This is a genomic window from Marinactinospora rubrisoli, from assembly GCF_042664915.1.
Classification (GTDB): domain Bacteria; phylum Actinomycetota; class Actinomycetes; order Streptosporangiales; family Streptosporangiaceae; genus Marinitenerispora; species Marinitenerispora rubrisoli.
Window position 1 is genome coordinate 209096 of record NZ_JBHTBH010000004.1, and the last position, 21702, is coordinate 230797.

General features: G+C 73.2%; 20 protein-coding genes and 1 riboswitch. Of the genes, 9 read left to right on the forward strand and 11 right to left on the reverse strand.

All coding sequences use genetic code 11. The annotated features are described in order from the left end of the window. The first annotated feature begins 522 nt into the window (after positions 1–522). The gene (locus ACFQRF_RS10015) at positions 523–1032 is read left to right on the forward strand and encodes a hypothetical protein (RefSeq protein WP_379870708.1); all 510 of its coding nucleotides are present in this window, start codon (positions 523–525) and stop codon (positions 1030–1032) included. After that, the gene (locus tag ACFQRF_RS10020) at positions 1013–3577 is read left to right on the forward strand and encodes a M48 family metalloprotease (RefSeq protein WP_379870710.1); all 2565 of its coding nucleotides are present in this window, start codon (positions 1013–1015) and stop codon (positions 3575–3577) included. The genes ACFQRF_RS10015 and ACFQRF_RS10020 overlap by 20 nt, the downstream gene beginning before the upstream one ends. A gap of 37 nt (positions 3578–3614) precedes the next feature. Here the strand turns inward: ACFQRF_RS10020 and ACFQRF_RS10025 are convergent, their stop codons facing one another. The 6 genes from ACFQRF_RS10025 to ACFQRF_RS10050 all read right to left on the reverse strand — a co-directional run bounded on the left by ACFQRF_RS10025 (position 3615) and on the right by ACFQRF_RS10050 (position 8096). Beyond that, entirely contained in the window at positions 3615–4322 is a 708-nt protein-coding gene (locus ACFQRF_RS10025; RefSeq protein WP_379870712.1) for a GntR family transcriptional regulator, read from the reverse strand. Between the two features lie 114 nt (positions 4323–4436). Continuing rightward, complete coding sequence (locus ACFQRF_RS10030; protein WP_379870713.1) at positions 4437–5171, reverse strand: maleate cis-trans isomerase family protein; 735 nt, start codon at positions 5169–5171, stop codon at positions 4437–4439. A 41-nt stretch (positions 5172–5212) separates the two neighbouring features. Next, complete coding sequence (locus ACFQRF_RS10035) at positions 5213–6013, reverse strand: maleate cis-trans isomerase family protein (protein WP_379870996.1); 801 nt, start codon at positions 6011–6013, stop codon at positions 5213–5215. Between the two features lie 379 nt (positions 6014–6392). After that, positions 6393–6887, reverse strand: coding sequence for a DUF3830 family protein (locus tag ACFQRF_RS10040; protein ID WP_379870715.1), 495 nt, complete (start codon positions 6885–6887; stop codon positions 6393–6395). A 377-nt stretch (positions 6888–7264) separates the two neighbouring features. Continuing rightward, positions 7265–7678, reverse strand: a complete 414-nt coding sequence (locus ACFQRF_RS10045; protein WP_379870716.1) for a hypothetical protein — start codon at positions 7676–7678, stop codon at positions 7265–7267. 22 nt (positions 7679–7700) lie between these two features. Then, on the reverse strand, positions 7701–8096 hold the full coding sequence (locus ACFQRF_RS10050) for a hypothetical protein (protein ID WP_379870717.1): 396 nt from the start codon (positions 8094–8096) through the stop codon (positions 7701–7703). 269 nt (positions 8097–8365) lie between these two features. Between ACFQRF_RS10050 and ACFQRF_RS10055 the strand changes: the two genes are divergently transcribed. After that, positions 8366–9385, forward strand: coding sequence for a D-2-hydroxyacid dehydrogenase (locus ACFQRF_RS10055; protein ID WP_379870719.1), 1020 nt, complete (start codon positions 8366–8368; stop codon positions 9383–9385). A gap of 30 nt (positions 9386–9415) precedes the next feature. Then, positions 9416–10885: an amidase gene (locus tag ACFQRF_RS10060; RefSeq protein WP_379870720.1), complete on the forward strand. Its 1470-nt coding sequence runs from the start codon at positions 9416–9418 to the stop codon at positions 10883–10885. A 61-nt stretch (positions 10886–10946) separates the two neighbouring features. On the opposite strand, the gene ACFQRF_RS10065 is transcribed toward ACFQRF_RS10060, so the two are convergent. Further along, positions 10947–11627: a DJ-1/PfpI family protein gene (locus ACFQRF_RS10065; RefSeq protein ID WP_379870722.1), complete on the reverse strand. Its 681-nt coding sequence runs from the start codon at positions 11625–11627 to the stop codon at positions 10947–10949. Positions 11628–11698: 71 nt separating this feature from the next. Between ACFQRF_RS10065 and ACFQRF_RS10070 the strand changes: the two genes are divergently transcribed. From ACFQRF_RS10070 to ACFQRF_RS10080, 3 genes are all read left to right on the forward strand, one after another. Beyond that, complete coding sequence (locus tag ACFQRF_RS10070; protein WP_379870723.1) at positions 11699–11929, forward strand: hypothetical protein; 231 nt, start codon at positions 11699–11701, stop codon at positions 11927–11929. Between the two features lie 256 nt (positions 11930–12185). Next, positions 12186–12848, forward strand: coding sequence for a response regulator (locus ACFQRF_RS10075; protein WP_379870724.1), 663 nt, complete (start codon positions 12186–12188; stop codon positions 12846–12848). A gap of 72 nt (positions 12849–12920) precedes the next feature. Next, positions 12921–13328, forward strand: coding sequence for a pyridoxamine 5'-phosphate oxidase family protein (locus tag ACFQRF_RS10080; RefSeq protein WP_379870726.1), 408 nt, complete (start codon positions 12921–12923; stop codon positions 13326–13328). A gap of 91 nt (positions 13329–13419) precedes the next feature. Here the strand turns inward: ACFQRF_RS10080 and ACFQRF_RS10085 are convergent, their stop codons facing one another. Then, the gene (locus ACFQRF_RS10085; RefSeq protein ID WP_379870728.1) at positions 13420–15111 is read right to left on the reverse strand and encodes a sensor histidine kinase; all 1692 of its coding nucleotides are present in this window, start codon (positions 15109–15111) and stop codon (positions 13420–13422) included. Positions 15112–15797: 686 nt separating this feature from the next. Between ACFQRF_RS10085 and ACFQRF_RS10090 the strand changes: the two genes are divergently transcribed. Then, positions 15798–16616 carry a hypothetical protein gene (locus ACFQRF_RS10090; protein ID WP_379870730.1) on the forward strand — a complete coding sequence of 273 codons (819 nt, stop codon included), beginning with the start codon at positions 15798–15800 and terminating at the stop codon, positions 16614–16616. Between the two features lie 456 nt (positions 16617–17072). Beyond that, the gene (locus ACFQRF_RS10095) at positions 17073–17780 is read left to right on the forward strand and encodes a hypothetical protein (protein WP_379870731.1); all 708 of its coding nucleotides are present in this window, start codon (positions 17073–17075) and stop codon (positions 17778–17780) included. Positions 17781–17890: 110 nt separating this feature from the next. On the opposite strand, the gene ACFQRF_RS10100 is transcribed toward ACFQRF_RS10095, so the two are convergent. From ACFQRF_RS10100 to ACFQRF_RS10110, 3 genes are all read right to left on the reverse strand, one after another. Next, positions 17891–18832, reverse strand: a complete 942-nt coding sequence (locus ACFQRF_RS10100) for an ACT domain-containing protein (protein ID WP_379870733.1) — start codon at positions 18830–18832, stop codon at positions 17891–17893. A gap of 189 nt (positions 18833–19021) precedes the next feature. Next, on the reverse strand, positions 19022–19726 hold the full coding sequence (locus ACFQRF_RS10105) for a TenA family protein (RefSeq protein ID WP_379870735.1): 705 nt from the start codon (positions 19724–19726) through the stop codon (positions 19022–19024). Beyond that, positions 19711–19830, reverse strand: a riboswitch (TPP riboswitch). (Overlaps the previous gene by 16 nt.) A gap of 133 nt (positions 19831–19963) precedes the next feature. Next, a complete protein-coding gene (locus tag ACFQRF_RS10110) occupies positions 19964–21106 on the reverse strand; it encodes an LCP family protein (protein ID WP_379870736.1) in 1143 nt (380 codons plus the stop codon). Between the last annotated feature and the right edge of the window lie 596 nt (positions 21107–21702).

Below are 21702 nucleotides of genomic sequence, written 5' to 3' on the forward strand. Positions count from 1 at the left end.
GTCGGCGCGATCCAGGAGCGGGCCGGTGAGCAGGACGGCACTGCCGTGGTCGAGGTCCGTCGCCCATAGGGCGGCGGAGTTCAGGGCCGGGACGTCGCGGATCACGTCCAGGCGTGCGGTCTCGCCGTTCGCGGTCGTGGGCCGTGGTCTGCGACGACCACGCGGTGGTGGTGGGCCTTGCCGGTGTCGAGTCCGGCCCATATCAGGGGCACGGACGCCTTCGCGGGTCGGCCGCCGTGCACGTACCGCGACAAGCGGCACGTCAGCCCGCTGTCCCCCTCTGAAGCACATCCAGGTGGACGACCGGCGGGATCTGGAGGCCGCGGCATTCGTCCGGTCGGTCGCCGACCGGAACGAGATCGTGCCCACCGCCGCCAGGTCCGGAGTGCGGCCGTGCACCGGCCGGGCGCCGCATCCGGCCGTGCGGTGGCCGGTTTCCGCCAACCCCGCGAAAAGTCTGCCGAGATCGAAACACACCGCATAGCGTGAGTGCTCCGGCACCCGATCGGGAGGCGAGGTCAGATGCCCGACGCGTCGCGCCACAGCGGGTGGGCCCCCACCCTCGACTTCGTCGCGGAGCGGGTCGTGGCCCAGGTCGCGCCGGAGGAGACCGCGCACTATCCGTGGGTCCGGGACGAGTACTTCGAACGGGGGCGGGCGAACCGGGCGGAGGACAACCCGCTCGGGTTCGGCGAGATCGTCGTCGGTGCGATCACCGGCATCGTGCTGGGCGCGCTCCACGAACTGGCGGAGGGCACCCTCACCGACGTGCTGCGCCCCTGGTGGGACCGGGCGTGGCGCCGCATCGCCGTGCGCCTGCGGATCCGGCGGGCGGAGCCGGTCGCGCCCGAGACCGCGCTTCCCGTGCCGGCCCCCGACCAGCTGCCCCACATCGCCGCGGCCCTCACCGCGTACTGCGTGCGGGCCGGTCTGCCACCGGAACAGGCGGCGGAACTGACGCGCGCGGTCGTCGCCGAACTCACCGCTCCCCGCGCCGTGGACGGCGGATCCGGTGCCGAATCCGGCGGCTGAGGCGGCGACACCCGGCCGATACGACCCGTTCCTGCTGCCGTCCGCCACCAGCATCCGGTTCTTCCTGCTCATCCTGGCCGCTGCCGTCGGCGCCATGTACATCGGATTCTTCTACCTCCCGCTCGCGATCACGGCCGGAGCGGAGTTCGCGGGGCTCAGCATGGCCGATTGCGAGGAGGCGGCCCGCACCGGCGCGGCGGTTCTCTCCGACCGTGCGGTCCTCGACGGTTTCCTCGACTGCTACGCGCGCAACCGCGGCCAAACGATCGCCTGGATGATGGGCGCCGGGCCGATCTGGGCACTCCTCACCGTGGTCGGCTACCTGCTGTGGCCGATCGCCCTGGAACTCCGGCTGCGCCCCCGCAGAGCGGCGGACGATCCCGTGGTGCGGGCCGCCCGCGCGGAGGCGGAGACCGGACTGGACGGCGCGTCGGAGCGGGTCCGCGTGCTGACCACCCAGGGAAGGGCGGGCGGGGCGCGCGTCTTCGGGGCGCTGGGCAGGTACCGGCTGGCGGTCGACTCGTCGTTGCTCGCGGAGCGGGCCGACGGCGGGCTGGACGAACCGCCGCGTGCGGTGCTCCGGCATGAGATCGCCCATCTGCGCAACCGCGACGTGGACCTCACCTACCTGACCATGGCCGCGTGGTGGGCCTCCCTGCTCCTCATCGCACCGCTGCTGCCCAGTTACACGTTCCTGACGATCGTCGCGCTAGCGACCGGGCAGGCCACGGGGAACCTGGTCGTTCTCCAAGCGCCGCTGTTCATGGGGGCCATCGCGCTCCTGCTGCTCCAGGCGATCCGCGCCCGGGTGCTGCGCACCCGCGAGCACTACGCCGACGTGCGCGCCGCCTACGCCTGGCGGAGTGACCGGGCGCTGCGTGCGATCCTTTCCCGGCCCGGACCCGCATCCCGTGCCGGGCCGTGGCGGCGCTGGTGGCGCGGACTCCGCAGCTACCATCCCTCGCCCGCCTTCCGGCTCCGGATGCTCGACGACCCGCGCCGCCTCGCCACGGTGAGCCTGGCCGACCTCGCGTTCGCGGGCATATTACTGGGAGCGCTTCAGGCGCACCTGGGCACGGTCGGCCGCGTCGCGACCGACGGCGGGGCACTGAATGTGGGCGGCGCCGCGGTGGCGATGCTGCTGGGCGCGCCGGTGGGCGCGCTGGTGGCGGCGGTCGGGTGGAACGCGGTGCACGCGGACCCGGACGGTGCGCGCCGCTGGAGCGGGCCGGCCGCGGTGCTCGCCGGAGGCACCCTGCTCGGTTACTCGTTGCCGGTGGTGGGCGTTGGCAGCTGGCTCGGCCTGCTGGCCGCGTTCCCGGTCCAGGGCGTCGTTTCGTACCTGGTGCTGTGGGGTCTGTGCGTCGTGCTCCTGAGGTGGGCGGCGCTGAGCGCCCGTGTCTGGCTCGCGGCCACCGAGCGCCGGCGCGCGGCGTGCGCCGCCGGGCTGTGCTGCGCAGCGGTCGTGTTCGGGTGCGTGTTCGCGCTGTGGGTCATTTTCGACAGCGCCATCCGCGCCGGGCCCGGCGGCTGGGACTGGTACACGGTGCGCATCGCCGCCATGACCGCCGTCCTGTCCTGGGCCCTGCCCGTCGCGGTCGGGTGTGCGGCGGTGTTCACCTTCACCGGGCTGATCCTCCGGCCCGACACGCGCGGACCGGCGGTGCGTCCGCTGCTTCCCGTCATCGGGGCGGCGGCGGTCGCCGCCGCACAGGCGGCGTTGCTGGCGTGGGTGACCGTCGGCCAGGGGGTGCGGGCCACCGGCCCCGGCTTCTCCACCGTGCTGGACTATGCCCTCGCCTGCTGCGTCCTTCTTGCCATGGGCACCAGTGCCGGGCTGGGGGCGTGGGCCGGCGGGCGCGGTCGCCTGGGCGCGGCCCTGTGCGCCGGCGTCGTGTTCGCGTTCACGGTGGTCGTGCTGCTGCCCCCCGTCATCCTGGGGGCGGCCGAAAGCGTCCCCTGTCTCGCCGCGGACCCCTCCCTCTCCTGCTGGGGCGGTGTGGGGCTGGCCATGCTGACCTCCTACTCCGTGGAGCAGGTCGTCTGGGTCGCGCTCCCCCTGCTGCTCGGGCTCTGCGCCGTGTGCGCCGCCGCCGGCTCGGGTCTGCGAAGGCTGCTCGCCCGGCGGGGGACGCCGCCTCACGCCGACCGCGCTCCACGGCGCCCGGGCACGGGGCACGCCGTCAGCACCGTGCTGGCCTTCTCGGTTCCGCTCGCCGTCGTGGCGCTCAGCGCCATCGGCGCGCCTTTGGAGGACACGGCGCTGCCGGCCGAGCGGCGGGCGGAGCTGGCCGCGCGGGTGGAACCCGAGTCGGTCGGCCGCGACGCCACGTGCGAGACGGCACTGGCGACGTGGGCGGGGGTGTCGAGCACTTCCACCTTCCGGCTCGATGTGCTCGATCCGGAGGACGGAGTCGCCACCCTCGCCGCCAGCCGCGATCCGGTTCTCGCCGCCTTCGGCCGGGGCTTCCTCGACGGCGCCGATGTCGACCACCGGCAGCTCTTCTACGCGGCCGCCAGGTACTGCGAGCAGGCCAACGGGTAGCGGTCCCCCCGCGGCAGGCGGCGGCACCGGACCGGATTCACCCCGAGACGGCGCGCGCCCCTCCCGGGTCGCTGCCGGACCGGTCGTCCGCCTCGTTGATCCGTTCGACGGTGTCCATCATGTGGCCCTCGATCAGCCGCAGCAGCAGCCGCTCGTCGCCGTCGGCGATGGCGTCCACCAGCTTCTGGTGCTCGTCGACGAGTTCGGCGGGCTCGGGGTAGACGTCCTGCATCACCGTCAGGCACATCCGCGTCTCGACCAGCAGGGTCTCGGCCATCCGCTCCAGCCGGGAATTGCCGGAGCAACTGACCAGGGTCTGGTGGAAGGCGTGGTCGGCGTCGCTCATGGCCGTGCGGTCGCCGGTCTCGGCCGCGGCGACCAGGGTGGTGAGCGCGGCGGTGAGGCGGGCCAGCGCCTCACCGCGGTTGCCGCGCATGATGAGCTCGCAGGCACAGCGCTCTATGGCCAGCCGTGCCGTGTAGACGTCACGGACGTCCTCGGTCGTCAGGTCGATGACGAACAGGCCGCGATGCCGTTCGCTGCGCAGCAGGCCCTCCTGCACCAGCCGCTGCATCGCCTCGCGCAGCGGTCCCCGGCTCACGCCGAGGCGGCCGGCGAGCTCGGTCTCGCCGAGCTGGTCGCCCGGGCTGAGGGAACCGTGCATGATGGCCATTCGCAGCTGCTGGGCGATGAGGGCCGCGGTCGACTCCCGGGGAACGGGTTCGAGTTCACCTGGAGCACTCATGACGTGGACTGCGCCTCTCTTGAATTGGTCGGGGAGATTTCGGGGGTTACGACCCTAACCGCAGCGGGCCGGCCGTCGATCGGCGGCCGGCCCCGCGGTGGGTACGCCGCGGCGTCACGCCGCGACGGGGGATCCGGTACGGAAGAGCGTGCCGAGGCCGGACCGGGCCGACGTCTCGCCGGCCAGCCGCAGCCCCTCCCACACGCTCACCTGGTTGGCGGTCAGGACGGGCTTGCCGAGGCGCTCCTCCAGCGCGTCCAGGATGCCGGCGCTGTGCAGCGCGGTGTCCGGGACGAGGACGGCCTCGGCGTCGGGGTGGTCGTTGCCGGCGACGAAGCCGAGCACGTCCGCGGCCGGCAGGGTGCCCACTTCGGCGGCGGTCACGATGCCGCGGCTGGCCATCGAGGTGACCTCGACCCCGCCGTCGCGCAGGAACTCCACGAACCGCTGTGCCACATCGTCGGGGTAGGTCGCGGCGATGGCCACCCGGGCGAGCCCGAGGTGCCGGAGCGCGTTGACGAACGCGAACGACGTGCTGGAGGCCGGTACCCCCGCCACCTCGCGGACCCCGGCCACCTGCCGGGCGGCGCCCTCCCAGCCGAACACGAAGCTGCCGCTGGTGCAGGCCCAGACGATGGCGTCGATGCCCTGCTCCCGCAGGGTGCGCGCGCCTTCGGCGAGCACGTCCGGGCCGCCCACGTCCAGCAGGGCGTCGACCCGGTGCGCGTCCTCGCGCATAAGGGTGTGCACCAGGCGCAGCGTCACGTCGTCGCCGAGCAGCCGCTGGAACGCCGGGTAGTCGTCCTCGGCGCTGTACCCGGGGTACAGGAAACCGGCGGTGGCCCCCATGGACCCTCCTTCAATCTCTCGTGGTGAACCTGAGGCCGGGATCAGGCCGCGGTGCGGCTGGTCGCGGAGACCAGCCACTGGTCGGCCGCCACGGCGTTGCGGCCGATCGACTGCAGCGCCGCCCACATCGTCACCTGGTTGGCGGCCAGCACGGGCTTGCCGAGCATGCGCTCCAGCGGCGCGATGATGTCGTAGGTGAGGACGTTGGTGCAGCTGATGAACACCGCCTCGGCGTCCGGGCGGTCGACGTCGCGGACCGCCTCGACGACCTCCGAGTAGGTGACCTTCCAGATGTGGTTGAGCAGGCCCAGGCCGACACTGGACACCGTGTCGATCCCGTGCTCGCCGAGGAAGCCGAGCAACCGCTCGGTCACCGTGTCCACGTACGGAGTGACCACGGCGATCCGGCGGGCCTCCAGGGCCTCCAGGGCCCGGATCAGTGCTCCGGAGGTGGTGACCGCGGCGGGTGCGCCGGCGTCCAGCATGCTGGCCTGCAGCCGCTTCTCCCCGGCCGTGCCGTCGACGAAGCTGCCGGAGGCGCAGGCGTACCCCACGACCAGCGGCTCCGGCGCGAGCACGTCGCGGGTGGCGCGGCGGACCTTGTCGCCGTCGCTGAGCGCGGCGGCCATCTCCACCGTCACCGGGACGGGGACGTAGGGCAGCCGGGTCAGGTACAGCGAGACGTCGTCCGGGGTCCACCGCCACAGTTCGCGGTCGAGCGCGAAGTCGAAGGGAGCCACCAGGCCGATGCCGGACTGGCCGGGCGGCTGGGCGAAGGCCGAGATCTCGATGATGTTGTCCTTGGCGGTCACGTTGACCCGCTCGCCGGCGCTGCCCGGCACCTCGACGGGCACCGCCGCCGTACCGGAGGCCGCGGAGACCGGTGCCGCGGGGGGCGCCGGCGGTACCGGGCCGTCCGGGGCGGTCACGAACTCGTCCGCGTGCCACGCGGTGCCGTCGGGCACGAGCGCGGCCGTCCCCAGCAGCGCGGCAGCGGTCGGGTCGGTCCGCCGCGCGGGGCCCGGCGGCGTGCCGGCGTCCGCGCCGAACTCCGTCGGCGCCGCGTTCGTGGTCATGACCCGCTCTCCCTGGTCCATGCCGCTCAGTGACACACTGGCCGGCCGATCGGTCCGCATTGGTCACTCACCTCCTTCTCGGCTTGTTTTCGTCGACGCCCTCAGCAGGGCCTTCTCCTGGGGTCCGCACCCGCGGGTGGGACCGTTACTCTCCACGCCGCTCGTAGATGAGGCGCTCGCCGATGCTGCCGGACCGCCACACGTCGTTGCAGGCCTCCGCCATGCGGTCCAGGCCCTCGACGATCGTGGCGTAGACGTTGCCGGGCACCCAGCCGACGTCACCGTTGAGCAGCAGGTTGTTGCGTCCGTAGAAGATGGCGAGGTCGATGACGCCGGGCAGCTCGTGGATGCCCTTCTCCTCCTTGAACCGGCGGTCGAGCATGCCACCGGGGAAGGAGAAGTACACGACGTCGCCGGGAATGGGGGTCACCGTGGGGTTCTCCTGGCCCGGTTCCTCGGCGGCGAACCGGGGGACCATCGTGTACACCTCGTTGCGGGCGTACTTGGCGTGGTAGATGTCGCCGCCCTGCGGCAACGCGTTCCACACCGCGTCGCAGGTGCGGGGCGCGTCCTTGTCGAGCAGCTCCGCGACGCAGCTCACGCCGCGCTTTTCCAGGCTGATGGTCAGGTACCTGGGCATTCTTGAACCGGCCCTTTCGTTCTCGGGCATGTGAGACGGGTGTAGACACAGAGCGGCCATGACGGCCGTGAGAATCCGGCGCGCGGTTCGACGTGCCGGGACCCGCCGGTGACACCGGCCGGGGACTCGCCCAGAGAGGCGAGGTCAGGGAGAACACTGTCAACTTTGACCACGCCAGGTGGAGCCGTGGATTGTTGACAATCATACGATCGCGAATCCGCGTGTCAATGCCTGAGAAATGCGTTGCTGTTACATCTTCGTTACATAAGTCTTCCGTTCGAGGTAACCCCACCATGGCGCCCATCCCGAAGCGTCGCTGGCCGGTGCCCGCGCGCGGGCACCGGCCAGCGGCTTCCCCGGTGGGGACGCCCGTCCGGCTACCGCGTCCAAGGCCCGGGCGGCTGCGGGCCGGGCGGCTGCGGCGCAATGCCGGGTGCCGGGCGGCCGGCAGGCGCCCGGCGGCTTCCGCGCACCACCGCCACCAGCAGCAGGATGACCGCCCCGATCAGCGCCGCGTTGGAGGCGACGTTCAGGAACGGGGCCAGCAGGATGACCAGGTCGACGGACGCCTCCTGGTGCCGGCCAGGGTAGTTGGCCAGGGCGAAGAGGATCGTCCTGCCCAGGTTGACCAGCGCGTCGACGAGCAGGAGGGCGCCGGCGGACCGGACGAGCCCGCGCCCGGCCGGGGCGCGGCCGGCCCAGATCAGGGCGAACCCTCCGGCGAACAGCAAGACCAGGGTGGAAAACAGCCCGCTGACCATGCCGAGCAGGGTGCTGAGGAAGTAGCTCATCGTCGGTTCCTTGGTGGTGGGGTCAGCGGGCGGCCGGCGGCGGGGTGGTCGGTCGGCCGCCGTACGACGGCCCGGGCGCCGGGTGAGCCGGTCCCGGCGGAGGAGGGGCGACCGGCGGGTGCGGGCGCGCGGCGGCGGGCCGGCGGCACGCCGCGACGATGAGCAGCACGATGGCCGCACCCATCAGCAGACTCGCCAGGATCGAGACCGCTGTCATCGCGACATCGGTCGTTCCGGCATAACGAAGTGGGGGCGGCACCATCAACATGCCGAACCGGGCGAGAGCGAACAGCACGAATAGCACCATGGCCGTCGCCGTCAGGCCCCGGCGCTCCGGCGCGAGGCGTGGCAGGAGAACGAGTCCGGTGATGGCGAGCGGGATGAAGAGAATGTTGGCCATCAGGTCGAGAAAGGGCACGGCGACTCCGGCGCGGGACAGGGACAGCGGCCTGGGTTGGACGGTGGCCGCGCCATGCCGGTTCCCGGTCGCCGCGGCATCCCCCGCAGCCGGGTGGCCCTGAAATTGTTGACAATCCTACGACCGCTCCCTAGCGTGGCAATCGCTTCGCGACGCCGGTGGCCGGCAGCTGGCGCGGCGGCGGGACATCCGTCTCCGGCGGGAAGGATCACCGGGGAGCACGGAGCCCGGACACCGGCCGTCCACGCCGTCCCTGGGGAGCCGCACCTGTGAGCAGCCAGCCGCCGCACAACGTCGACCTGGTCGTCCTGCACGGAGCCGACCTCCCGCCGGGCCGGGAACGGTTCGAGGACGTCCCCGGTGTCGCCTCCGTCCGCTACGCCACCGCCGACGCGCTGCCGGACGTCCTGCCGGGCGCGCAGGCGCTGTTCGTGTGGGAGCTGTTCTCCGAGGCCGTCACCGCCGCCTGGGCCAAGGCCGACGCGCTGCGCTGGATCCACGCGGCCACGGCCGGGGTCGACAACCTGATGTTCCCCGGCCTCGTCGGCAGCGACGTCGTCGTGACGAACTCCCGCGGAGTCTTCGACGAACCCATCGCCGAGTACGTCCTGGGCACCGTCCTCGCCTTCGCCAAGGACCTTCCCACCACGCTGGACCTGCAGCGCCGCCGCACGTGGCGGCACCGCGAGACCGAACGCGTCGGTGGACGGCACGTGCTCGTCATCGGCACCGGGCCGATCGGCCGCGCCATCGCGCGCCGGCTCGCCGCGGTCGGGATGACCGTCGAGGGCGCCGGCCGGACCGCCCGGAGCGACGATCCCGACTTCGGCACCGTCGTGGCCACCGAACGGCCGGTCGCCGGGTCCGCAGCCGCCGGCCCGTTCGCCGCCGCCCTCGGCCGCGCCGACTACGTCGTGCTCGCCGCGCCGCTGACCCCCGGCACTCGCGGACTGGCGGACGCCGCGCTGTTCGCCCGGATGCGCCCCGGAGCACGGCTGATCAACGTGGGCCGCGGCCAGCTCGTCGTGGAGCGCGACCTCGTCGACGCGCTGCGTTCCGGCCGGCTCGCCGGGGCGGGCCTCGACGTCTTCGAGACCGAGCCGCTGCCCGCCGACTCCCCGCTGTGGGAGCTGCCCGGCGTGATCGTCTCCCCGCACATGTCCGGCGACGTCGTCGGCTGGCGGGACGAACTGGTCACCCTGTTCGCGGACAACCTGCGCCGCTTCGTCGGCGGGCGCGAACTGCGCAACGTCGTCGACAAGCGGCGCGGATACGTCTCGGGACCCTGACAACCGCGCCGAACGGAAGAGAGGCCGCCAGTGAGCAGCAAGGCGAGGACCGGCGAGCCGGCCCACGACGCCGCCCCCACCGCGGGGCGCACGTCCGAACCCGCCTCCCCGGCCGACCTGCCGGCGACCGAACTGCTCGCCCGCTACCGCGCCGGTGAACTGTCGCCGGTCGAGGCGACGGACGCGGTCCTGGACCGCATCGAGCAGTGGAACCCGACGCTCAACGCCTACTGCCTGGTCCGTCCTGAGGAGGCCCGCGCCGCCGCCCGCGAGTCCGAGCGGCGCTGGCGTGCCGGCGCGCCACAGGGGCCGCTGGACGGCGTCCCGGCGGCGGTCAAGGACATCCACCTCACCCGCGGCTGGCCCACCCTGCGCGGCTCGCGCACCGTCGACCCCGGCCAGCCGTGGCCGGAGGACTCTCCGGTGGTCGCCCGGCTGCGCGAGGCCGGGGCGGTGCTCGTCGGCAAGACGACCACGCCCGAGCTGGCCTGGAAGGGCGTCACCGACAGCCCGCTCACCGGGATCACCCGCAACCCGTGGAACCCCGCCACCACCCCGGGCGGCTCCAGCGGCGGCTCCGCGGCCGCCGTGGCGACCGGCATGGCGCCGCTCGCCACCGGCACCGACGGCGGCGGATCGGTGCGCATTCCGGCCGCGTTCACCGGAACGTTCGCGCTCAAGCCCACCTACGGCCTGGTGCCGCACTACCCGGCGAGCGCCTTCGGCACGCTGGCGCACACCGGCCCCATGACCCGCACCGTCGCCGACGCCGCGCTGATGATGGACGTCATCACCCGGCCGGACCCGCGTGACTGGTCGGCTCTGGCGCCGCCGGCGGCCGGTTTCGCCGAGGCGCTGCGGCGGCCGGTGCGCGGGCTGCGCGTCGCGTACAGCCCCACGCTCGGCTACGTCGACGTCGATCCGGAGGTGGCCGAGCTCGTCGCCGCGGCCGTGGGCGTGTTCGAGGAGCTGGGCGCGCACGTCGAGCGGGCCGACCCCGGGTTCGCCGACTGCGTCGAGGACTTCCACGTGCTCTGGTTCTCCGGCGCGGCCAAGGCGACCGAGAACGTCCCCGCCGAGCGCCGCGAGCTGTTCGACCCCGGGCTCGGCGAGGTCATCGAGGAGGGGCTGGGCCACTCCGCGCAGCGGTACCTCACCGCGATGGCCACCCGCATGGCGATGGGCGAGCGCATGGGCCGCTTCCACCAGCGGCACGACCTGCTGCTCACCCCGGCGGTGCCCATCGTTCCCTTCGAGGCCGGCCGCGAGGTGCCGTCGACCTCCCCGCACCGGCGCTGGACGAGCTGGGCCGGGTTCAGCTATCCGTTCAACATGACCCAGCAGCCGGCGGCCAGCGTGCCCTGCGGCCGGACCCGCGCCGGACTGCCGGTCGGCCTGCAGATCGTCGGTCCCCGGCACGCCGACGCGCTGGTCCTCGCCGCCGCGCACGCTTTCGAAGAGGCCCGCCCGTGGAGCGGCGACCGCCCGCCGCTGCCCTGACCCCGGGCGCCCGGCCCGTCCGGAGCCCCCGTGGCGTCCGCACGGGCCGGGCCGGGCCCGATCAGCCGGTCAGCCGCGCCAGCAGCTCGGGGTGGTCCGCCAGCCCGGCCCGCATGGCCTCCTGCATGTAGGGCTTGAAGGAGGGGATGTCCACCTCGTCCCAGTCGATGCCGCCCAGCGGCGGCAGGGGGTCGTACTCGATCAGCAGCTGGGCGAAACGGGCCACCTCCTCCCCGGCGAACTCCCGCACCAGGTGCAGGGCCATGTCGATCCCGGCGGAGACTCCGGCGGCGGTGACGATGCCGCCGTCCTGTACCCACCGCTCCGCGACCGGGATCGCGCCGAACTTCGGCAGTACGTCCCGGAAACCCCAGTGGGTGGTGGCCCGGCGGCCCTCCAGCAGCCCGGCGGCGCCCAGGATCAGGGAGCCGGTGCAGACCGAGGCCGTCACCTCCGCCGTGGCCGAGGCCGTGCGCAGCCAGTCCAGCAGCCGCTCGTCGGCGCAGGCGGCGAAGGTGCCCGCGGTACCGCCGGGAACCACGACCGCGTACGGGGCGGTGACCTCGTCGAAGGTCGCGGTCGCGCCGAGGCGGATCGGGGCGTCGGTGTCGAGCGTCTCCAGGTCGCGGGCGACGACCACGGTCTCGAAGTCGCCGTCCAGGACGGCCGTCACGGTGAGCGGGCCGACCAGGTCGAGGGCGGTGAGACCGGGATAGAGCACGTAGGCGATGGTCTTCGTCATGCGTCCACCCTTGGGGCCGGGCCGCAGCGAGGGAAGCGCGCCGGGCCGGGAGGTCCGGAATCCTGGGAGGCGTGTCGTCCGGCCACCGGCGCGCCCAGGCGCTCGGCCATGGCCGGACGCGCATGGTGGCCGTCGGATACGAGGGCGCCGAACCGCCGTTCCTGCGCGGCGAGGTGATCGAGGCGGACCCGCCCCGGCGGCTCACCTACTCCGTCGGGTTCGTGCCGGCCCCGGCGACCCCGACCGCGACAGCACTCACCCGCGCCTGGAACTGCGCGGGCAGGTCAACGAGGGCCGGGTAACGATGCTGTCCGACCTCAAGACCTTCCTGGAGACCGGTCGGCCGATGCCGTCCTGAGACCGGGCCCCCGGTCTCGGAGACCGCGTTCGGCCGAGCCCAGGGCGGAGCCGGGTGAAATGTGACACGATGTCACTGCACGTCACGGCGGATGTCTGAATCGGGACCTTTGTCGCAGCGCAAGGAGCCGTTCGGCGTCACGGTCGCCGGGCGCGCGCGTTAACGTCGTTCCGAGGCGGACGACGCGACGTGGAGGCGACATGGCGACGGCGGTCATGCCGGACCCGATCACGGTCTTCCTGGTGGACGACCACGAGGTGGTGCGGCGCGGGGTCGCCGCGCTCCTGGAAGGCGAAGGGGACATGCGGGTCGTCGGCGAGGCGAGCACCGCCGAGCAGGCCACCAGCCGCATCCCCGCGGTCCGGCCGCAGGTGGCGATCCTCGACGTCCGGCTGCCGGACGGATCGGGGGTCAGCGTCTGCCGGGAGATCCGGTCGGCGCGGCCCGAGATCGCGTGCCTGATGCTGACCTCGTTCGCCGACGACGAGGCGCTCTTCGACGCGGTCATGGCCGGCGCGGCCGGCTACGTCCTGAAGCAGATCCACGGAGCCGACCTGGTCGGTGCCGTGCGCGCGGTCGCCGCGGGCGGGTCGTTGCTGGACCCCCGCAGCACCGGCCGGATGCTGGAGCGGCTGCGCGGCGACTCCGCCCAGCCCGATCCGCTCGCCGCCCTCACCACCCAGGAGCGGCAGATCCTCGACCTGATCGGGGAGGGGCTGACCAACCGCCAGATCGGTGAACGGCTGTACCTGGCCGAGAAGACGGTCAAGAACTACGTGTCGAGCCTGCTCGCCAAGCTCGACCTGAAGCGCCGGACGCAGGCGGCGGTGCTGCTCGCCCGCCTCCGGCACAGGGGGAACTGAACCGACCCGGCAGCCGGCCAGTCCGCAGCGGCTGACCGGGGGCGGGGGGAGCGCGTACAGATGAGGGGCCAGATGACCATCGACACTGCCGGACTGGAGGTACTCGGCCGCCCGGAATGCCTGCGGCTGCTGGCCGCGGCGCCGATCGGGCGCATCGTGTTCAGTGATAGGGCGCTGCCGGCCGTGCAACCGGTGAACTTCGCGCTGCACGGCACCGACATCGTGGTGCGGACCGCACGGGAGTCACGTCTGGCCCGGGCCACCCGCGATGCCGTGGTGGCGTTCGAGGTGGACGACTTCGACGCGATCGCCCGCACGGGGTGGTCGGTCATGGTCGTGGGCATCGCCCGCGCGGTCACCGACGTCGAGGAGCTCGCCGAACTGGCGGCGCTGCCACTCGACCCGTGGGCCCCCGGGCCCAGGCCGCACCTGATCCGGATCGAGACCGACATCGTCACCGGGCGGCGGATCCCCGGCTAGCCTGCCGGTTCGGCACAGCGCCCGATGGTTCCCCGATGGAGCGCTTCGAATGGAGCGCTCCCAACCACCGGGGCGGCGGGCCGCCCGGATCTCAAGGCAGCGGCACCCGCCACACGAGCATCGTGCCGCCGCCCTCCCGGGGAAGCGTCCGGAACTCGCCGCCGAGCGCTTCGGCGCGGTCCGCCATGTTGCGCAACCCGCTGCGCCGGCCCTGCTCGGGGATGCCCACTCCGTTGTCGGCCACCTCCAGCGTGACGTGGGTGTCCACGGTGATCCGCAGCCGCACCTCGTCGGCACCGGCGTGCCGGGCGACGTTGGACAGCGCCTCGCGGAGCACCGCCAGTAACTGCTCGCCGATGTGCTCCGGTATGACGCCGTCGACCGGGCCGTCGAAGGCGAGGGTCGGCCGGCAGCCCAGCGCGTGCGTGGCGGACTCGATGGCCGCCAGGAACCTGCCCCGCAGCGAGGTGTCCTGTGGCGTCGGCGGGTTCTGCAGGGCGAACACGGTCGAGCGGATCTCCCGGATCGTCTCGTCGAGGTCGTCGATGGTGCGCTGCACGCGTTCGCCCGCCTCGGCGTTCGGGATCAGCCGTACCGTGCTCATGAGCGTCATCGCCGAGGCGAACAGCCGCTGGATGACGGTGTCGTGCAGGTCCTTGGCGATGCGGTCGCGGTCCTCCAGCACCACCAGCCGCTCGGCGTCGCGGCGCGCGTCGGCGAGCTCCAGCGCCACGGCCGCCTGCCCGGAGAACGCGTCGAGCATGCGCCGGGTGGACGGGTCGAACGGCGCGCACACGCCGTGCTTGCCGAGTAACAGCACGCCCCGGGTCCGCTCCCGGGTGCCCAGCGGAATCAGCAGCCCCGGACGGAAGCCGCGGTGGCTGAGCATCGGGCAGTTGGCGTACCGCAGGTCGGCGATGCTGGCCGCCTCGCCGCTGCGGTACACGCTGCCGCACTGGGTCTCGCTGATCACGACGGGAGTTCCGGCGATCTCCGAGGCCATAGCTCCGTCGACGATCTCGGCGACGAGGTGCTTGTCCTCGTCGTCCGGCAGCAGCACCACGGCGACGTCGGCCGCGGACATCTCCCGCGCCTGCTGGGCGAGGTACCCGAGCACCTCCGAGGTGTCGACCCCGGACAGCAGGCGGGTGGTGATCTCCGTCGAGGCGGCGAGCCACCGTTCGCGCAGCCGGGTCTCCTCGTACAGGCGCGCGTTCTCGATCGCGACGCCGGCGGCCGTGGCCAGCGCGGTCACGATCGCCTCGTCCTCTTCGTCGAACTCGCCGCCGCCGGCCTTGTCGCTCAGGTAGAGGTTGCCGAAGACCTCGTCGCGCACCTGGATGGGCACGCCGAGGAACGAGGTCATGGTGGGGTGCCCGGCGGGGAAGCCCTCGAAGTCGGGGTGCTTGTGCAGGTCGCCGAGCCGGATCGCGTGGCGGTCGCGGGACGGCGCCGCCAGGATGCCTTTGCCGTGCGGGAAGCGCGCCACCAGCTGCGCCTGGTGCTCGGGAACGCCGACGGGGATGAACTCGGTGAACCGGCCGTCCTCGTCGACCACGCCGAGTCCGGCGTAGCGGGCGTCGACCAGGTGCGTGGCGGCCTCGGTCAGGCGGCGCAGCACGGTGGCGAGGTCGAGGTCGCTGCCGATCGACACGACCGCGTCCAGCAGCGAATGGACGCGGTCACGGGTCGCGAGCGCGCCCTCCAGGCGAGCGTGCAGTTCCGCGAGCAGGTCGTCGAGCCGCATGTGGGGGAGTAGCGGGCGATCAGGGGGTTCGGGCATGTGTCCATACCTCCGGGAACACGCTATCCCGTCACTCCCAGTATTGAGGAGCCAACCGTGCATCAGGCAGCGTTCAGTGACAAATCTCTGCCCTACGGTGCTGGACACATGAGAATTCGAGGGCGAGCCGGTGGAGTCCGATCACAATCCGCGCGCCTGACCGGACTCCACCGGTCTCCGAGGAACCGTGGGACCGGGATCGCCGCACACGATGGCCGGGTCGAGCCCGCCCAACCCGTTCTCCCACGGATCCTCTGCGCCGTGCCCGGGAGGTCCCATCTCCTGGAGCGCGCTCCCAGTGCACCGCATGCCGGGCGCCGGGGGCAGTGTCCGAACGGCTCCACATGGCGAGGGCTTTGGTCCCGAACCTCCGGAGGGCGCCCGTGCCGGTGACGGACGGCGGAACGTCACCCGATCACCGTACGTGGTACCGCGACCATTACTGCGGTTCTCTCATCGCTACGAAGCTCGCAGTACTCCCTTTTCGCCCATTTTGCCGAGATGTCACTTCATGGCGCCGAGAACCGTGCGATGTGCCAGAGATACCCCGGCGAGGCCGTCGAATGTCGCGAGAACGGGTTGCTTTCGGCGCCGTCCATGCTACGGTCACGGTGAGTCGAAGCGACGGAGCATTCCGTGCTCATCGGCTTCGCCGAAATCCACCCGTGCGCCCGAAAGGTACCGCCGTGCTGTTGATTCGCCGAGGAGACCGCGCCCCGCGCGGTGCCGTCGGCGGACGTGCCGGTGGTGCCGCCCTGCGCCGGGTGCTCGTGCTCGGCGGCTTCGCCTTCGCCGCCTGGCTGGCCGGTGCCGCCCCGGCGAGCGCCGAGGCCCTGGACCAGGTGAGCCAGGTGGCCGGCACGGTGTCCGAGGTCGGCGGTGCGGTCGCCGGCGAGAACGGCGTGGGGGCCGACGCGGCCCAGGCGGCCGAAGCCGTCACCGCGACCGTGCGCACGACCGGCGCGACCACCGCACCGGAGCCGGCCCCGCCCGCTCCGGCCGACATCACCGGTGTGGTCACGCAGGCGCGTGAGCACACGGAGAACGCGGTCGCAACGGTGACCGGAACCGGCCACCTCGACCTCGGCCACGCCGAGCCGTCGCCGTCCGCGGAGTCCGCTCCGGAGGAGCCCGAAAGCCCGGACCGCGAGGCCGCCCCGGCCGGTGACCGCGATCCGGCCGCCGACCGCGAGCCGCTCCGGCGCGCCGTGCCGCCCTCGGCCGCCGCTCCGGTCCAGCTCGCGCGCACCGCACAGTGGACGTTGGCCGTGGAGCAGGTCCGTGAGTTCGCGGCCCTGCCCTCACCCGAATCCGAGCCCGCGCCGTCCACGGTGACCGCGGGCCCCGCGCAACCGCAGGCCGGCAGCCCGCTCCTGCTGTTCGCCGACCACTTCACCCGGCTCCCCGAGACCGCGCGCCTGGTCGCGCTGTCCCCGGCCGGCCGGCACGCGCTCGCCATGGTTCCGCAGAACCCCGTGGACGAGCCGTCCTTCTCACCCGACTGACACCTTCGGGACCACCCGCGTCCGGCGGATGCCGGCGGCACCGGTGACCCCACCGCCGCCCCGGCCCACCGGCCACGCGGCGGCACCCGTGCCCGCTGACGGCCGGTGCCCTGTCCCCGTCGATGGCGTTCGCACGGCTCCCTCTTCCCAGTCCCGTACTGGGGGCTGACGTGAGCCTCGTGCCTGCCGACCCGATCGGTCCACGAGGTTCACGTCAGCCGGAGGTCCGCCAGACCCCTCGGTTGATCCCGGTTCCCGCTAGCGCGCCCCCCATGCGCGTGGGCGACGGACCGGAGACCCCGCTCCCCGGAGCACCCATCAGCGCGGCCGGCGCTCCGGCCGGAGCACCGCCGCGCACCGACCGTCCGCCGCCAGCGGGCGGCCGCGATCCATCTCATCTCAGCGAGGCCGGCCATTCCCGGGCTCGCGAACCGCACCGACTGCAAAGGAATCTTCATGTTCTCCTTCGCCCGCTCGTCCGCCAAGGCCGTTCTGGTCACCGTCAGCGCCGCCGGCTTCGTCGCCTTCGGCTCCGGCATCGCCTCGGCCGACGTCCTCGGCGACGTGACCCGCACCCTGAACACCACCGTCCCGGCCACCGGCGCCGTCAACCAGGTCACGGACCAGCTCCGCGGCGCCGTGCCCGCCAACGGCGACATCCCCGAGCTGGCCACCACGCTGCCGGCGCCCGTCGCCAGCAACGTCGGCACCCCCGTCGGCGACGTCACCGAGCCCGTCACCGTGGTGGGCTCCGGGCTCACCGCGGCCGAGAAGAAGATCGACGAGGTCGTGCGCGGGCTCAAGGGCCGGGCGCCGGAGGCGCCCGGTGCCGGCGACGTGACCACCCTGCCGCAGCCCGTGGACGCGCCCGGCACCGAGACGCTGCCCAGCACCGGTGACGTGCGGACCGGCGTCGAGGACGTGCGGTCCCAGGTCGAGGGCCAGCTTCCCGAGACCTCGCTGCAGGTCGGCCCCGTCGACGTGCCGGCCGACCTGGTCACCGGTCTGGTCGAGGACACGGTGTCCGGCGCCACCGGCACCGTCGGAGAGACCGTCGACCCGGCCTCGGTCGTGAGCCAGGCCGGCGCCGTCGAGGGGACCGTCGGGGAGACCGCCGAGTCCGTCGACCTGGGCCAGGCGCTGTCCGGGGCTCCCGCCCTGTAACGCACCGGAGGCCCCTCCGGTCCGGTTCCGGATCCCCGGTCCGGCGGCCTGCCGCCGGACCGGGGCGCGGGACGCGGCCCCGCTCCGCGCCCCGTGTCCGGCGGCGGGGATCACGGTTCCCTGGCGTCGGCCGCCTCCGCGGTACCGGTCCGGCGCAGCAGCGCCGCCACGTCCACCAGGGCGCGACAGCGGGCGAACTCCACGGGGCCGAAGGGGACACCGTCGCGGTGCAGCACCAGGACGCCGCCGCCCGGCGCGGCCAGGCACATCGCCGACCCGGCCACCTCGTCGGTGGCCATGCCCTCGGGCGGACGGCTCAGCCGGGCGACCGTGTGGGCGCCGGAGAGCCGGAGCAGCGCGGCGGTGAGCGTCCGGGGATCGGTCACCAGTTCGGCGACCAGCGCCAGGGTCCGGCTGGTGGTGTCGGCGAGTTCGTGGGCGTCGGCCGGCTCGACGACCGGGTCCCGGCCGCCCGCCCGCGCGACCGCTTCCGCCAGCCGGTCCCGCGTCACGTGCCGCGGGACGCTCACCAGGAACTCGTCGACGGCGTCCACGTACCCCGGCAGCACCTGCATCAGCCGGATGTTCGCGCCGAGCAGCGCCAGGTGCGTGGTCAGCGCGGCCAGCCCGCCGGGGACGTCGGCGACGCCGACGCGGATCCGCCACAGCGTCTCCGCGCCGCCGTCCGGCCGGCGGGGCCCCGGCGGCGCCGGTATCCCGGCGGAGGAATCCTCGGCCGCAAGCGCGAGGCGTGCGGACCGGCCGGGTGCGGCGGCCACGCCCACCGGCACCGCGCGCCGGTGCGCCCGCCAGCGGTGCAGGAACCCCACCGCCATCACCACGGCTCCCACGGCGGCCAGCAGCGGCGGGCCATAGCCGTGGTGGCCGAGAGTGAGCACCAGGAGGTGCGCGGCGCCCGCCGTGAGCAGCAGCGCGCCGATCTCCAGGAGTTCCCGGCCGACGAAGTCGTGGCGCGGGCCGGGATGCGCCCCCTGGTCAGCGCGCCGCCGGTGGCCGGGGCGATCGGTGCCGTCGCGTCCGCGTAGGTCCATGACGGCTACGATCTCCCGGCGACGTTGCGTCATCTTGACGCAGCGTGACGGATTCGTAACTTCTGGGGGTGGTGCCGATCACCCCGTCACCCGGCGGACGGCACGCTCCTGGCCGCGCTCACCGCCTCGCTCCCCCGCACCGCCAACGCGAACCGGCCTCCGGCAACCGGCGTCGCCGCCTCCGTACGCTCAGCGACTCCCCGCCGACCAGTCCTCCAGCGTCCACGCCATCTGCCAGAAGCGCACCTCATGGTGGCAGCTATCGCGGAACGCCCGCCGCATCCGCTCCCGTTCCGCGGTTCCGGCGTCGGCGGCCAGACCGTCCAGCAGGCCGCGCAGCTTCGTGGTGACGGCGACGCACTCGGGATCGGCGTAGAAGCGCCACCAGCCCGCGAACGGGTGGTCCGGCCCCGGCGCCTCCTCCTCGACGAACCGCCGGGCCGCCCAGGTGTAGGTCCACGGGCACGGCAGCAGCGCGGCGAGCAGTACGCCCAGGGTGTCCCGCCCGGCGGCCATCATGTGGTCGACGTACCCCTGCGCGCTCGGCGCGAGCCGGTCCACCTGCGCGTCGGCATAGGACGTGCCGGCGTACTCGCACAGCACGTGGTGCGGGTGCGCCTCCTCGTCCAGAACGAAGGCCACGCTGTCGTGGAAGTACCGCATCCACGTCCGATCCGGCGAGAGCGCGAGCCCCAGGCCGTAGCAGCGCACGTAGGCGCTCAGGTACTGGTGGTCCTGGCCGACATAGTGCAGGACGCGCTCGCGGGCCACCGTGCCGTCCCGCAGACCGGCGACGAAGGGGTGCTGATAGAAGGCGTCGAAGAGGTCCGCGTGCCGCCGCCCCAGCTCGGCGGTGAATCCGGACTCGTGCGTGCCGACGACGGGAAGTCCCACGTTTCCTCCGCTCGTGCCAACGAGGTCAGGTTCGACGGGTTCGGGCCGACGGCCCGTCTCAGTCCCGGCCGGCTCGCGGCCCGGGGACACCCCGCGTGGTTACCCGGAACACGTTACCGGGCTGGACCGCTCCGGTCGCGCAGGGGTGGAGCCGCCGCCGGACGGCCGACGGCCCCGGACCCGTTCACCGGCCGGTGCCAGGGAGCGGGTGCGGGGCCGTCGTGGCGGCGCCGGGGGTCACTGCTGTTCGGTGCCCTCGCCGAGTCCGTTGACGCAGGGGTTGGAGGTGGCGTCCCGGCCCTCGATCGCCTCGGTGTCGGTGGAACCGGGGGCGATCGGCTCGGTGAACGGCTCGGCCGGGTAGGACGGCGACGGGTGCGCCGAGGGGGAGGCGCTCGGTGACGGCTCGGCCGGGGCTCCGGTCTCCAGCGCGGCGTCGTTGAGCGGGCGGTCGTTGTTGATGGCCTGGAAGAGCTCGGCGGCCCGCTCCTCGTCCCACACCACCCGGTTCGGGTCGCCGGGGGCCGGCCACCACGGCACCGTGTAGAAGGTGATGTCCTCCAGGTCGACGTCGGCGAGCGTGGAGCCGATGGAGATCATCCGGTCCAGGGACAGGTCCCGGTCGGTCGCGGTGTGCTCGGACACGGCCTGCAGCAGTGAGCTCATCCGGCTCGGGCTGGTCAGGACGTCGCTGCTGGTCGTCTGCTCGGCGAGCGCGCCGAGGAACATCTGCTGGCGGTCGATCCGGCCGATGTCGCCGCCGTCGCCGATCTCGTAACGCGCCCGCACGAAGGCGAGCGACTGCTCGCCGTCCAGTACCTGCTGGCCGGCCTCCAGGTCGAGCTTGGCGCGCTCGTCGTACATCGGCTCCGGGATGCACATCTCCACGCCGCCCACGGCGTCGACCATGTCGCGGAATCCGACGAAGCTCAGGTGGACGAAGTGGTCGATACGGATGCCGGACAGGCTCTCGATCGTCTTGACCGCGCACGGCGGGCCACCGTGGAACAGTGCGGCGTTGATCATGCCGTAGTAGCCGTAGGTGCCCTCGGTCCCCTCGTACGCCTGGCACTCCGGGAGCTGGACGAGCGAGTCACGCGGAAAGTTGACCACCGTCACGCCGTTGTCCGGCGAGATGTGCGCGAGCATCAACGAGTCGGACCGCTCGCCCACGAAATCCCGGCCGCCGTAGGCGGAGTTGCCGCCCTCCCGGCCGTCGGACCCGATGAAGAGGATGTTGATGTCCTCACCGATCTTCGGTGGGCGCTCCTCCTCGTTCAGTGCCGAGGCCAGGTCGTGCTGCACCATGTTGCCGCGCAGGACCCGGTAGTAGCCGTAGGCCGTGCCGACCCCGGCGATCAGCACCACCGCCAACGTCACGGAGGTCCACAGGAAGAGGCGTCTCCACCGGCGGCGCGGTGCTGGGGCGTCGGACGGGGCTGCGGGCGCGTCATCGGACATGGAGCGGCGTGCCTTCTATCGGCTGGAGGGAGAAGAGCAGGGCGAGCGGGCGTGCGTGCCGACCAGGGTCCGGATGGGGGGCAGAGCGCCACGGGGGATGAGGACCCGGCTGGTGTGAAGCCGATCTTAAAGGAGAACGCGGGCGAGTGCGCGGGCGGCATATTCCGGGAAGCCGGTCCCTGCCGGGGCTCCGCGCGATCACCCGCGGCGAGTTCGCGGGGTCGGTGCCCATCATGGGAGGCCGGGCCCGGTGCCGGTGATCGGTGGCCGCGAGGCGCATGGTCTCCGGCCGGAGCGGCGTGGCGGTCGCGCGGACGGCGGAGACGGTGGCCGCGGCGGAAGTGTGGCGTGCGCCATATTCGGTGAGGGGTATGGGGGCCTCCCGAGGTCGGTGGTCGCGGTGGGTAGCCGGAGGCGGGCGGGCCGGCACGGAGCGTCGCGAGGTCGCTACCACGACCGGTGGCTCTTACAAGGACGACGCGCGAGCGCGTGTAGGGTTTACCGATGATCGCGTT